9 protein-coding genes are annotated in these 14,243 nt (G+C 47.0%); 4 read left to right on the top strand and 5 right to left on the bottom strand.

All coding sequences use genetic code 11. The features are described from left to right. The 3 genes from AAGC78_RS07940 (at position 1) to AAGC78_RS07930 (ending at position 6,719) form a co-directional block, all read left to right on the top strand. The gene (locus tag AAGC78_RS07940; protein ID WP_435783527.1) at positions 1 to 849 is read left to right on the top strand and encodes a fumarylacetoacetate hydrolase family protein; all 849 of its coding nucleotides are present in this window, start codon (positions 1 to 3) and stop codon (positions 847 to 849) included. After that, positions 846 to 4,070 carry a glycoside hydrolase family 3 N-terminal domain-containing protein gene (locus tag AAGC78_RS07935; protein WP_435783526.1) on the top strand — a complete coding sequence of 1,075 codons (3,225 nt, stop codon included), beginning with the start codon at positions 846 to 848 and terminating at the stop codon, positions 4,068 to 4,070. The genes AAGC78_RS07940 and AAGC78_RS07935 overlap by 4 nt, the downstream gene beginning before the upstream one ends. Positions 4,071 to 4,247: 177 nt before the next feature. Continuing rightward, positions 4,248 to 6,719: a glycoside hydrolase family 95 protein gene (locus tag AAGC78_RS07930; protein ID WP_435783525.1), complete on the top strand. Its 2,472-nt coding sequence runs from the start codon at positions 4,248 to 4,250 to the stop codon at positions 6,717 to 6,719. Positions 6,720 to 6,757: 38 nt separating this feature from the next. Here the strand turns inward: AAGC78_RS07930 and chrA are convergent, their stop codons facing one another. Continuing rightward, positions 6,758 to 8,101: a chromate efflux transporter gene (gene chrA, locus AAGC78_RS07925; protein WP_435783524.1), complete on the bottom strand. Its 1,344-nt coding sequence runs from the start codon at positions 8,099 to 8,101 to the stop codon at positions 6,758 to 6,760. Between the two features lie 185 nt (positions 8,102 to 8,286). Between chrA and AAGC78_RS07920 the strand changes: the two genes are divergently transcribed. After that, a complete protein-coding gene (locus AAGC78_RS07920; protein ID WP_435783523.1) occupies positions 8,287 to 10,008 on the top strand; it encodes a substrate-binding domain-containing protein in 1,722 nt (573 codons plus the stop codon). A gap of 92 nt (positions 10,009 to 10,100) precedes the next feature. On the opposite strand, the gene AAGC78_RS07915 is transcribed toward AAGC78_RS07920, so the two are convergent. The 4 genes from AAGC78_RS07915 to purK form a co-directional block, all read right to left on the bottom strand. Continuing rightward, complete coding sequence (locus tag AAGC78_RS07915; protein WP_435783522.1) at positions 10,101 to 11,621, bottom strand: methyl-accepting chemotaxis protein; 1,521 nt, start codon at positions 11,619 to 11,621, stop codon at positions 10,101 to 10,103. A gap of 254 nt (positions 11,622 to 11,875) precedes the next feature. Continuing rightward, complete coding sequence (locus tag AAGC78_RS07910) at positions 11,876 to 12,259, bottom strand: hypothetical protein (protein WP_435783521.1); 384 nt, start codon at positions 12,257 to 12,259, stop codon at positions 11,876 to 11,878. Positions 12,260 to 12,326: 67 nt separating this feature from the next. Then, positions 12,327 to 13,016 carry a glutathione S-transferase N-terminal domain-containing protein gene (locus tag AAGC78_RS07905; protein WP_435783520.1) on the bottom strand — a complete coding sequence of 230 codons (690 nt, stop codon included), beginning with the start codon at positions 13,014 to 13,016 and terminating at the stop codon, positions 12,327 to 12,329. Positions 13,017 to 13,145: 129 nt separating this feature from the next. Next, positions 13,146 to 14,222, bottom strand: coding sequence for a 5-(carboxyamino)imidazole ribonucleotide synthase (purK, locus tag AAGC78_RS07900; protein WP_435783519.1), 1,077 nt, complete (start codon positions 14,220 to 14,222; stop codon positions 13,146 to 13,148). Positions 14,223 to 14,243: the final 21 nt, after the last annotated feature.

Below are 14,243 nucleotides of genomic sequence, written 5' to 3'. Positions count from 1 at the left end.
ATGAAATTACTTCGTTACGGAAACTCAGGTCAAGAACGCCCCGGAATTTTGGACAGCAATGGCAAGGTGCGCGATTTAAGCTCAGTTGTACCTGATATTAATGGTGCTGCACTGAGTGAAGAGTCGCTGAAAAAAATTGCGCAATTGGATATCAATTCCCTGCCACTGGTTGATGAGCCGGGTCGTTTTGGTCCTTGCGTAAATGGCGTAGGTAAATTTATTTGCATCGGTTTGAACTACGCTGACCACGCTGCAGAATCTGGCGTTGCTGTGCCATCGGAACCTGTGGTTTTTATGAAGGCAACCAGCGCGATTACCGGCCCGAATGACAATGTCATTAAACCGCGCAATTCATCCAAACTGGATTGGGAAGTTGAATTAGGTATCGTGATTGGCAAGCACGCGAGCTATGTGTCTGAAGCCGACGCTTTGGATCATATCGCGGGTTATTGCGTAATTAACGATGTGTCGGAACGTAATTTCCAATTAGAGCGTCCGGGTGGTCAATGGGACAAGGGCAAAGGTTGCGATAGCTTCGGTCCAATTGGCCCTTATCTGGTAACGAAAAAAGAAGTGCCTGATCCACTTAATTTAAATTTGTGGTTAAAAGTAAACGGCAAAACATTCCAAAATGGCTCTACTGACCAAATGGTTTTTGGCCCTGCATTTTTAGTGCATTACCTTTCGCAATTTATGAGCCTGCAACCCGGCGATGTTATCAGCACCGGAACTCCTCCGGGTGTGGGCCTCGGCCAAAAACCACCGCTCTATTTAAATGAAGGCGATGTAATGGAATTGGGTATTGAAGGAATGGGTGTGCAGAGACAAGTTGTGGTGAATGCGAAATGAAAAAACTTCAAAAACTAGCGGCACTCGGTCTTATGGCCGCCGCAATTTTATCGGCTAACTATTCCGTTCACGCCGAACAAAAAACCAATATCAATCTTTGGCCAAAAGCCGAATCGCCCATTAAAGATTCCGCTGAGTTCAATGCGAAATTAGAAAGCATCTTGCAAAAAATGACGCTCGAAGAAAAAGTCGGGCAAATTATGCAAGCTGAAATCCAAACGGTTACGCCGGATGATATTAAAAAATACCATTTAGGTTCAGTGCTCAATGGCGGCGGCTCTATGCCCAACCGTATCGATAATGCACAACCGAAAGATTGGGTGGATTTTCTCGATGCGTTGTATGTTGCTTCCATGGATACCAGTGATGGCAAACAAGCTATTCCAATTTTCTGGGGCACAGATGCTGTTCATGGTCACAACAATTTAACCGGTGCGACGCTGTTTCCGCATAACATCGGTTTGGGTGCAATGCACAATGCGGATTTGATTCGCCAGATTGGAGCAGCTACCGCAAAAGAAGTGCGCGCAACGGGTACGGAATGGGTTTTTGCTCCCACATTAGCGGTTGCGCAAAATGATCGCTGGGGGCGCACATACGAAAGCTATTCAGAAGATCCCGCATTGGTTGCCAAATATGCCACCGCAATGGTGGAAGGTTTGCAGGGCAAACCAAATACCAATGAATTTTTGGCGAGTGATCGCGTTATCGCCACCGCAAAACATTTCCTCGCAGACGGTGGTACTGAAGGCGGCGACGACCAAGGTAATGCACGTATTTCTGAAAAAGAATTAGTCAAAATTCACAACGCCGGTTATGTGCCTGCGTTAGATGCCGGTGTGCAAACCGTGATGGCCAGTTTCAGTGAATGGAACGGCGAGAAAATGCATGGCAATAAATATTTGCTCACCGATGTATTAAAAAACCGTATGGGCTTTGATGGTTTGGTGGTGGGTGATTGGAATGGCCACGGTCAAGTTCCTGGCTGCACCAACGATTCCTGTGCGCAGGCGATCAACGCCGGTATTGATTTGCTGATGGTGACCTACGATTGGAAAGCCATGATCGAAAACACTTTAAAGCAAGTGAAGTCGGGCGAGATATCACAAGCGCGTCTTGATGATGCTGTGCGCCGGATTCTGCGCGTAAAAATGCGCGCACATTTGTGGGATAAAAAACCATCCGAGCGCGCCTATGCGGGCGATAAATCGGTAGTCGGTAGTGCAGAGCATCGCGCGGTTGCGCGTCAAGCTGTGCGTGAAAGCTTGGTGTTATTAAAAAATACCAACAAAGTTTTGCCCATTAATCCAACCAAAACAATTTTGGTTGCCGGTGATGGTGCCGACAATATCGGTAAACAAGCAGGTGGCTGGAGTATCTGGTGGCAAGGCGTGGCTGATGCCAAAGAAAATTTCCGTTTCCCCGGCGCGACCTCTATTTACAGCGGAATCAAAACCGCAGTTGAAGCTGCTGGTGGCAAAACAATCCTGTCAGTTGATGGTTCCCTTGCACAACATTCTGCGACGCAAAAACCGGATGTAGCAATTGTTGTGTTTGGTGAGAATCCTTATGCAGAAGGCAGTGGTGATCGCGATACATTGGAATTTGAGCCAGCGAAAAAGAAAAGTCTGGAGCTGCTGAAAAAATTAAAAGCACAGGGTATCCCGACAGTATCGGTATTTTTATCCGGCCGACCTATGTGGGTTAATCCGGAAATTAATGCTTCCGATGCATTTGTTGCTGCTTGGCTGCCCGGTTCGGAAGGCGCCGGTATTGCTGATGTGTTAATTGCAAAAACCGATGGTAAAGCGAATTTTGATTTTACTGGCAAGCTTTCATTCTCCTGGCCAAAGCTGCCGCTGCAAGATGTGTTGAATAAGCAGCACAAAGGTTACGACCCATTATTTAAATTGGGTTACGGTTTGACTTACAAATCCGGTAAATCTTCTGCTAAGCAATTGCCAGAGAATGTTGCAGGTGTTGCCAATGGTGAACCGCAAGATATTAATTTGTATGTGCGTCGTCCATTACAGCCCTGGCATATCTTTATTGAAAACTACGAGCGTCAACAAATCCTGAGTGGTGCGTTTTCCGCGTTACCAAAAGGTGATGTCAAAGTTCAAACCGCTGATAAAGATGTGCAGGAAGATGCATTGACCTTCACGTGGAAAGATACCTGGCGCGCGGGCCTGACACTGGAAAGTGGCGAGCCACTGGATTTAACTACGCATATGAAAACTGGTGTGTTGGCTGTTGATATTAAAATCAATGAGCTGGCGAAAGGTGGTGTTTCATTCAAGATGGAATGCCAAAAAGAAAATTGTGATCGCGTAGTTCCCTTTACTTTACCTGCGCGTGATTTGGTGGGTAAAGGCTGGCAAAAAGTGTATGTGCCGCTGAGCTGCTTTAAACAAGAGCAAGATAATTTCAATGCGACCACTATGCCGTTTGCATTGGAGGTGGGCGGTGCGGGTGAAGTGGCGGTGGCCAATATGCAACTGCTGATTCAAACCCCGAAAGATGTTGCTCTCGTCAGTTGCCCTGATTACAAAACAGTGTCGGTAACGCCGGATTTATTAAACGAGTGGTGGTCGATTGATTGGTGGCTACCTCGCCACCAACAAAAATTGGCTGATGCTAAAGCGATTGCTGCTAAGGGAGGAAAAATTGATTTGTTGTTTATCGGCGATTCCATTACCCAGGGTTGGGAAAAAGAAGGCGCGCCAGTGTGGGAAAAACACTACGCCAAGCGCAATGCATTTGCGATAGGTTTTGGCGGCGACCGTACCGAGAACGTGTTATGGCGTTTGCAGCACGGCGCAGTTGAAAATATGTCTCCCAAATTGGTGGTGATGATGATCGGCACTAATAATACCGGTCATCGCCATGAGAACCCGGCGACCACCGCAGCAGGAATTAAAAACTTGCTCGGTGAATTGCAGCAGCGTTTGCCTAATACCAAAGTTTTGTTACTGGCAGTGTTCCCACGCGACGAAAAACCTGATGGAAAGTTACGCCAAATTAATGATGGCGTTAATGCAATTATTAAAGGCTACGCTGACAACAAGACAGTATATTTTGCCGATATCAATCAAACGTTTTTGACCAAAGAGGGTGTGCTAAGTAAAGAAATAATGCCGGATTTATTACACCCTAACGAAAAAGGCTATGAACTCTGGGCTAAATCGTTGGAGCCGCAGCTGAAAAAGCTATTAAAATAGTTATGTTGTTTTAATAAAGCTTTTGACCATCGGCGCTATATAGCGCCGATTTTATTTCTACTTATCAGTAGTGATTACTGCGTGTTAAAAAATGTTTTTTTAGGATAAACAAATTTCAAGCGCTAAGGGATGAGCATAGACTGAAGCTCAAATAAAAATTATCAGGGATCTACCACTATGCGAAAAATATTCGTCTTCTGTATGCTCCACTGTCTGTCCTTTACGGTTTTTGCCGCTGAACCTCACAAAATTTGGTATGCCCAGCCTGCAACTTTGTGGGAAGAAGCTTTGCCACTGGGGAATGGGCGTTTGGGTGCTATGGTTTATGGTGATCCTGTGAATGAAAATATCCAGCTCAATGAGAATACTTTCTGGGCGGGTGGGCCGCACAATAATCTCAATCCCGCCGCATTGAAGGCGTTACCGGAGATTCGCCAATTAATCGCTGCGGGCCAATATGAAGCTGCTGAAAAACTGGGCGAGAAAGCGATAACCAGCCAAGGCGCCAATGGCATGCCATACCAGACTGCTGGCAACTTACACCTCACTTTTCCTGATCACAAAAATTACCAGCAGTATTATCGCGATTTAAATATCGAGAATGCTGTAGCCACAACCCGTTATCAAGTTGATGGAGTGACTTATCAGCGCGAAGTATTTACCTCATTTGTCGATCAGGTAGTTGCCATCAAATTAACGGCGAGCAAAGCGGGTGCACTGACTTTTTCTGCCCAACTTTCGCATCCATCGCCAATGAATTTTTCAGTCGGGAGTGATGGCTCAACCTTGATGATGCAGGGATTATCGAAAGATCACGAAGGTATTAAAGGCCAAGTTAAATTGGCCTCGTTGGTGAAAGTGATTCCGCAAGGTGGGAAGTTAAGCGTTACCGATAATCGGCTGCAGATTACCAACGCAGATTCAGCCCTTATTTTGGTCTCCATGGCGACGAACTTTATTAATTATCGCGATATTAGCGGTGATGCACTCGCAGGTTCACAATCCTTACTGCAAAAAGCGGTAACCAATTTTTCTGGCGATAACTATTCTGCGCGCAAGAAAGCGCACAGCGATTTTTATAATCACTATTTTTCACGTGTTTCATTAGATCTTGGCGATAATGAATTTTCCCAAGAGCCGACGGATAAACGCATTCGTTTATTTGCAACGCGGCATGATCCGCAAATGGCTAGCTTATATTTTCAGTTTGGCCGTTATTTATTGATTTCATCATCGCAACCCGGCAGTCAGCCCGCAAATTTGCAAGGCCTATGGAATCATCGCCAAGATCCTCCTTGGGATAGCAAATACACGCTCAACATTAATGCTGAAATGAATTACTGGCCGGCGGAAATCACTAATTTAAGTGAGTTGCACGAGCCGCTGATTACTATGACGAAAGAGTTGTCTGCAACCGGGCAAGAGAGCGCTAAAACCATGTATGGCGCGCGCGGCTGGATGGCACACCACAATACGGATATATGGCGCATAACCGGAGGTGTTGATCGCTCTTGGGGACCTTGGCCCACCAGTAGTGCCTGGCTCAGTCAACATTTATGGGAAAAATATTTATACAGTGGCGATAAAAAATACCTGGCGGAAGTTTATCCGGTCATGAAATCAGCGGTTACTTTTTTTGAAGATTTTTTAATTGAATCACCGGATAAAAAGTGGCTGATTGTTTCTCCCTCAATGTCACCCGAGAATGTACCTAAAGCTACGGGTACAAAGATCGCAGCGGGTGTGACTATGGATAATCAACTCTTGTTTGATTTATTCAGCAATACTATCGCGGCCGCTAAAATTTTGGGTGAAGATAAAACACGGGTTCCTGCTTGGGAAAAAATGCGTTCGCGCTTACCGCCAATGCAAATTGGAAAGTACCATCAAGTGCAGGAATGGCTACAAGACTGGGATTATCCTCAAGATAAACATCGCCATATATCGCACTTGTATGGCCTCTATCCAAGCAACCAAATTTCACCATTGCAGACACCGGAATTATTCAGTGCGGCGCGGGTGACTATGGAACAGCGTGGCGATCCCTCGACTGGTTGGTCGATGAATTGGAAAATTAATATGTGGGCGCGTCTTTTGGATGGTGATCGTGCGCTTAAATTAATGCGTGATCAAATTAAGCCGGCGCTGACAGTTGATGGTAGCGTTAATGAAAATGGTGGCACTTATCCCAATATGTTTGATGCGCATCCACCGTTTCAGATTGATGGTAATTTTGGTTTCACCTCGGGCATGGCTGAAATGTTAGCGCAAAGTCATGATGGCGCGGTGCATCTGCTACCGGCACTTCCGCATGCATGGCCGGACGGTGAAATTAAAGGGCTGGTAATGCGTGGTGGTTTTGTTGTGGATATGCGCTGGAGCAATGGCGAGATAAGCGCGCTAAAAATCCATTCTCGTTTGGGTGGTAATTTACGCTTGCGTACCTATTCAGTTTTGCCTGATGCGAATGGATTTAAAGTTAAAAAGGCACGGGGTGATAATCCCAATCTGTTTTATCGTCTGCCATCGATTAAACAACCGCTGAAAAATACAACCAAAGTTCTACCAAGAATATCCCTGGATAATACCTATCTGGTTGATGTTGTTACCACGGCAGGGCAAGACTATGCGTGGGGTGCCAAACAGTGAGTTCATTAAATAAGGCGCCCATCGGCGCCTTATTGTTATTAAACAAATGTTTTTACCGCAATCCCCAGTAGTGCACAAATTCCTAACACGCGAATAATTCCAACCTTCCAATAAAATAATAAAACGCTAGCGACAACACCTATTGCCAATGCGACCAAATCTAATTGTGACAGCCAACTTAATTCAGTCCCTTCTGGCCAAAGTGTGTGATATGCAAAAAATAATGCGAGGTTTACAATCACTCCCACAACTGCTGCGGTGATTGCCGTTAGTGGTGAAGTAAAGTGTAAATTGCTTTGGGTGGATTCAACTAAAGGGCCGCCGGCGAGAATAAAAATAAATGACGGCAAAAAAGTAAACCAGGTCACTAATGTAGCGGCTATAGCGCCGGCTAAAAATAAGTGATCGGCACCTAGAAATTGTTGTGTATAAGCACCGACGAATCCGACAAAAGCGACCACCATAATTAATGGCCCGGGAGTTGTTTCACCCAGTGCCAACCCATCTATCATTTGTGCCGGAGTTACCCACTGGTAGTTAACAACTGCACCTTGGTACACATAAGGTAAAACCGCATAAGCGCCGCCGAATGTCAGTAGTGCAGCGGTGGTAAAAAACCAGGCCATTTGTGTGAAGCCATGGTTCCAACCAAAAGTTCCGCCGAGCAATAACATGGGCAGTACCCACAGTAATAATCCGCACACAATAATGAGCAGCAAATTTTTTGTGCGAAACGTTGCATGTTCTGGTGTGGGCGTTGCGTCATCAATAATTGCCGGGCCATAATTTTTTTGGTTGGCTTGATGTTTGGCACTGGCATTGAATAGCTGTGGCGAAAACTTTCCGCCGAGCCAACCGACAATTCCCGCGCACAATACAATTATCGGGAAGGGTAGATGCAATGCAAAAATGGCGACAAAGGCTACGATCGCAATGCCCCACAACCAATTGTTCTTTAGTGTGCGCGAACCAATACGTTGTGCCGCTTGCACGACAATCGCGGCTACCGCGGGTTTAATCCCATAAAAAATCCCGGCAATGAATGTTAAATGGCCGTAGGCGATATACAGCCATGACAACACAATCAAAATAAACAGGGACGGCAAAACAAAGAGCGCACCGGCAATAACACCGCCCCAGGTGCGGTGCATTAACCAACCGATGTAGGTTGCTAGTTGCTGCGCTTCGGGGCCTGGCAGGAGCATGCAGTAGTTCAGTGCGTGCAGAAAACGCTTCTCGGAAATCCAGCGGCGCTGTTCCACCAATTCCTGATGCATGATGGCAATTTGCCCCGCTGGCCCACCAAAGCTGATGAACCCCAATTTGAGCCAAAATTTGGTTGCTTCCCAAAATCCTGGTTTGCGCGGTGGAATTGTTTCCATAAGAGTTAGTGCTGGTAATTAAGAGAATCCATCATAGCAATCTGATTACTACTGCAATAGTAGGCTGTATGTAGATGTAACCCTGCTGTCACAATGCCGTCATATAGTACTGGGCTTCATTGGTTGGCGGTTGGGAAAATATCCAAATCTGCCAATCCGGTTTTGTCGATTAGCAGAGAGCTACTATGTCCCCCAAGTCCCACAAACATATGCATTACAACGTGGCGTTGGTCGATAAATTATGGAATTTAAAACGCTTGTGCGAAGCTCATTTAAAGATGCACATTCCGTTAAATATGGTGTTAAAGGACGAAGAGTACCGCGCAGAATTATTGGAAAAAGCCCTGGCCGCAAACAACGATGAGTTAACTCAACTGGTGTGGGATGTGCGCCAGATGGAGGATAATGTTGTTACTGCCACCCATACAGGCAATGAATTTAAACCGAAGAAAAAAGGTCGTGGCAGTATCAGGCTAGGTTTTCTTGCTGCTTTTTCTTGCTCTTTATTATTGGTACTTGGCGGTTATTTGTTGCGTTCTTTTTTGCCGCTAGATGCTGGCGAAGTATTTGTGCTTGAGGCGGTTACCGGTGCGCAGATTAAATCCGCCGTGCAACAGCCTGCCTATGTTCCGGGTGGCCCGGTTACACGTGCGAGTAAACCTTTGTTCCGTGTGCACGGCTCCAATACCCTGGGTGAAAAATTAGCGCCGCGTTTAGTTGAATCCTATTTTATGGCGCGGGGCGCGGCGAATATTAAAACCGAGCAGGGTAAAAACGCGGTTGAAAAAGCGGTGAGCGCCGAGCTGAATGGTCGCATCGAATTTGTTGAGATTCATGCACACGGTTCCAGTACTGCCTTTACCGATTTGCAGCAGAACAAAGCGGAACTAGGCATGTCGTCGCGCAAGATCAAAGGTCAAGAGCGCGAGCAGTTGTTGGAATCCAGTGGCGACCTGACCGAGGCAGCCAGTGAACATATTATCGGTTTGGATGGCTTGGCAATTATTACCCACACCAATAATCCGTTGGCTGATTTATCCATTCCGCAATTGGTAAAAATATTTTCCGGTGAAGTAAATAACTGGTCGCAAGTGGGTGGGAAAAATTTACCTATTACCCTTTATGCACGCGATGAAAATTCCGGTACCTGGGATTCATTTAAAAGTATGGTGTTAGACCCAGCTAAAACATCTTTGGCACCTACTGCGAAACGTTTTGAATCGAGCACTGAACTATCGGATACGGTGGCGAAAGATGAGGGCGCGATTGGTTTTATCGGTTTACCCTATGTGCGCCGTGCGAAGCTAATGGCAATTTCCAGCACCGATAATGCAAAGCCTATTCTGCCTACTCACTTTACAGTGAGCACTGAGGATTATCCTTTAGCTCGCCGCTTATTCTTTTATTTGCCGCAGAAGAATATTAATGGTGATGCTGAAGAATTTGTTAACTTCAGTGAAACCGAGCGCGGCCAAAGTATCGTAGAGGATATCGGCTTGGTATCGCAAAATATTAAAACCGGACAGCCTTTTGCCAATAATTTTTATCCGGAAGATATGCGCAACCTGACAGTCCGTTCGCAGCGTTTGTCGATTAACTTCCGCTTTAAGGATGGTAGCGACGAATTGGATACCAAGGGTATTAGCGATCTTGAACGTTTAGTTAAGTATGTAGAGATCAATTCACCCAAGCGTGTGCAATTGTTTGGTTTCTCCGATAGCGAAGGCGACAAAGCACAAAATAGTGAGTTGTCGTTGCGTCGCGCTAAAGTGGTAGAGCAACAACTAATCGCACGGGGTATTTATCCATTGGTTGCGCGTGGTATGGGTGAGGAGGCTCCGCTGGCTAGCAGTAATTCAGAAGAGGGACGGCGGATGAATCGCCGTGTTGAAGTCTGGATTCTTTAAGCTGACGAATTTTTACTGCGTAACATAGAGTTAATAAAAAAGCCCGGTGGAATATTATTCCACCGGGCTTTTTTATTTGGAGTGATAAAGCGCTAGGCGTTGCGTGCGCTTTTGAGTTTAAAGAACTCCATCATTTGTTGCAGTTGCAAGGCTTGGCTGGTGAGTTCTTCTGAAGTTGAGTAAAGCTCCTCGGCTGATGAAGAATTTTGTTGGGTAGCCACGCTGATTTGCGAGATTGCCGTGGTGATTTGGTTGGCACCCATGGTTTGTTCATCGCTTGCGGCAGAAATTTCCTGTACTAAATCCGCCGTCTTGCGAATGGCGGGAACAATTTCATCCAATAATTGCCCGGCGCTTTCGGCCAGTTTTACCGAGCCTCCTGCAAGTTCGCCAATTTCTTTTGCTGCTGTTTGGCTGCGTCCGGCGAGCTTGCGTACCTCACTTGCCACTACCGCAAAACCGCGCCCGTGTTCACCAGCGCGGCCCGCTTCAATCGCCGCATTCAATGCGAGTAAATTGGTTTGATAAGCGATGTCATCAATCACGCTAATTTTTTGCGCAATTTTGCGCATGGCATCAACCGTATTTTTTACCGCGTCGCCACCTTGGGTAGCTTCTTGCGCACTTTTGCTAGCGATGCTGTCGGTCACTTTGGCGTTGTCATTATTTTGCCCGATAGAAGCGGTGATCTCCTCCATGGATGCGCTGGTTTCTTCGATACTGGCGGCTTGTTGTGTTGCTGCCTGACTCAGCGATTGCGCTGTTGCACTCAGCTCTTCTGATGCGGAAGAAAGCGAGTCAGCAGTGGAGCGTACATCGCCAATAATTTCTGACAGTTTGGAAACCATTTGGCGAATGGCAAACAGGATGCTGCTGTTGTCATTGTGTTTAAGGTCAACGGTGACAGAGAGATCGCCTTGTGCAATATGGTGGATTACAGTTGCGGTGTAGTTTGGTTCACCACCTAATTGTTTCAGCAGGCTGCGGGCGATAATAAAACTTAAAATAATGGCGATCACAATACTGATGATAATAATTATGCTATTTGTCATCAGGGTGCTTTCGTAGCGTTCGGTTGAGCGAATAAATTCTTGCTCGGCCACTCGCACCTGCAATTTATTGAGCTCGGTGAACACTTCATTGAGCGGATCAAAAATGGGGTAGATACCCGTTTGGGTAAAAACGTTTACTGCATCGATATTATTGTTTGCATACCAGTTTTGCAGATCGCGCAATTGTTGTTGGGATTTAGTAATCAGCGGCGTTGCTTTTTGTATCAGCGCTTTTTCTTCGTCAATCAAGAATGTACCTAAATAGGTTTCCCATATCTTTTCAGTTGCAGGCAGGGTTTCCTGAGTGATCTTGAGTGCTTCTTGCGGTGTGATAATTCCTTTTACTGTTTTTTGCGGTACATCGACCATGATTAACGCGTAATTATCGATAACATCTTTCAGATCGCGCATGGGTACCACGCGATCGGCATAAACAGTTTGCATACCCCGGTTTGCATCGCGCATGCCTTTAATACCCATGACACCGATGATAATCATAAGTACAACCAGCATGCCCGCCAGTACGGCAAGGCGTACAGCGACTTTCATATCGTTAAACATGGAAAACTCCTCTATCACCCGCGCACTAATAAAAATCAGCACAGAAAGGCACAGTTATATTGTCGGTTGGTTATAAGAATTATTATGGTGTTAAGTTGAGGCCAAGCTGTTTGTGTGGCGCTTGTATGAACCTTAGTAAGGGGGTAGGTCTTTGTCAAAAAGGATTAAATGTAATCGATTGCTGCACTACTAATGTGCGCTTGATTAAAAAGGGATGAATGGGTTGGTAGCGAAGAGAGTGGTGGGATTGGTGATCAGTTAGTTCCGAGCAGCCAGCGTTTGGCTGTATCGACATCGTTAAAGAGTTTGCCATAACCAACAGAGCGGCTGGTTAATACATCGCGGATAAATGCCGTGGTTTCGCGGGTGCGGGGATTTTTATCAACCCAGGCGATGCGGTGTTTGGTATTGATTCCGGCTTTTTTAAAGAGTGCCGGGTGATCGAAGGCTTCGGTGGTGGTGACGGTATCCATCAAGAATTGTTCACCCAGCACATTAAAACATTGATATTGCTCGCAAGCTTGCGCAACGCTGGTCCACAAGGTCAACGCATTTTCATAATTGCCCACGCCTTTTACATCGACATGCAAATAATTTTCTTGCAGGTGCGGGGTAATAGTTACTGTGTTTTCCATCATTACTTCTTGCTTCCGTTAAAGCGATTGTGTCTGTTGAATAAACTCCGGGTTAACAGAGCTGTTGTGATTAATTGCTCGCGCGCAAATCGGCGATAAGTTTTCCGGCTGCAAGAATTTCTGTTTCATGGTCTGGTTCGCGCCAGGTTTCCGCAAGGCCGCTCGCATACCATTCTTGCAGTGCCGGTAGTTGTAGCAAGCGCGCATGATAATCTTTGGCTGCGCCGGTCAATGGCAAGCCATAAGTTTGGAAGCGAAAAACAACCGGCGCAAAAAACGCATCGACAGCCGTAAATTTATCGCCCGCTAAAAACGCACCGCCAAATTCGCTAAGACCTTGGTTCCAGAGTTCGTTGATGCGCGCTATATCTTTTTGCAGCGCGGGGGAGATTTCTTTCATCTCAATGCGATGACCGCAACTCATACCGCAAGTATTACGCAGTGCCTGAAAGCCCGAATGCATTTCTGCACTGGCGGAACGTGCCCAAGCGCGCGCAGCCTTATCGGTTGGCCAAACTTGCGGATAGGTTTCGGCAAGGTATTCAACAATCGCGAGCGAGTCCCACACGGTTTGCGCGCCATCTTGTAAACAGGGGACGCGACCGCTGGGGGAGAATGTCCGGTAGGCATCGTAACTGCTGCCTGATGTGCCCAGTGGATGAATTTGTTCGGTAAAGGGGATGTCCAGTGTGCGCATCAGCACCCAGGGGCGCAGTGACCAGGAGGAATAATTCTTGTTGGCGATATGCAAAGTAAACATCCGGCAGCTCCTTGATGATTCAACACGGGATAAATGCAAAACCTATCACACTTCTCGACAAACAAGCTGCAAACATTAACCAAATTAACAAAACGCCCGCGGGTTAGGCAGGCGTGATGAGAGGCATTCTTAAAGCGGGGCTAATCCGCGCAAACTCCAGTCGATTGCTTCGCGGTAGCAGTGCTCGGGTAAGAGGTCACCGAGCAATACCAGCGTTTCGCGGATCTCGGTGATGTTGTTGCTGACAATATTGATGTGGCCAACTTTGCGGCCAGCGCGGACGTCTTTGCCGTACCAGTAAGTGCGTGCGCAGGAGAGGTTGCGCCACTCGGGATTGTAGTCAGTGCCGATGAGATTGATCATCACATTCTGGCCGGTCACTTGTGGTTGCGGCGTCGCCATACCGGCAACGGCGCGCAAGTGATATTCAAACTGGCTGATGCTGGCACCCGCTTGGGTCCAGTGACCGGAGTTGTGAACGCGCGGTGCCAATTCGTTAATTAATAATTGATCGCCTACTCGGAAAGTTTCCATCGCCATTACGCCGACGTAATCGAGCGCGTTAAGGATTTTCCCCAACATGGTTTCCGCTTGTGCTTGCAGCGGTTGCAAGCGGTCGAGTGGTGCAATCGAGGCGTAGAGAATTCCGTTTAAATGCAAGTTCAAGGTGAGTGGATAAAACACGCACTCGCCTTGCTGGTTGCGCACACCAACTAATGAAACTTCTTCGTCGAAGTTGATCGCCTGTTCGGCAATTGCTTCGCCTTGCCAATCTGTAGGGACTTCATCGTCATCGGTGCGCAGCCAGTGTTGGCCGCGGCCATCATAACCACCGGTGCGACGCTTCAATAAAACGCGCTCGCCGAGTTGATCGCGCAATTCGTTGGCGGTGATATCGTTTGCCACATTGCGCCAAGGTGCGGTGGCAATACCGAGTGAGTCGATTAATTCTTTTTGGGTTTTACGGTCAGCCAAACGGCCAAAAATAGCTTGGTTAATAAAGCGTGGATGCTGCGCTAGCGCATGGGTCACCAAGGTTTCCGGCCATTGCTCGCGCTCGGCGGTAACCAGGTCATTAGGCGCGAGTGCAGGCGCTGTGCCTTCATTAATATCCACCGGGCACACGTCCAGCGCCAATGGCATACCGGCATGCTTGAGCATCGCGCCCAATTGGCCTGCACCTAAAACCCAAATTCGTTGACTCATGCCTAACCTCGAAACGCGCTT

This window comes from Cellvibrio sp., assembly GCF_039207905.1.
In the GTDB taxonomy this organism is placed as follows: Bacteria; Pseudomonadota; Gammaproteobacteria; order Pseudomonadales; family Cellvibrionaceae; genus Cellvibrio.
This window is presented reverse-complemented; position numbering and strand designations above follow the sequence as displayed.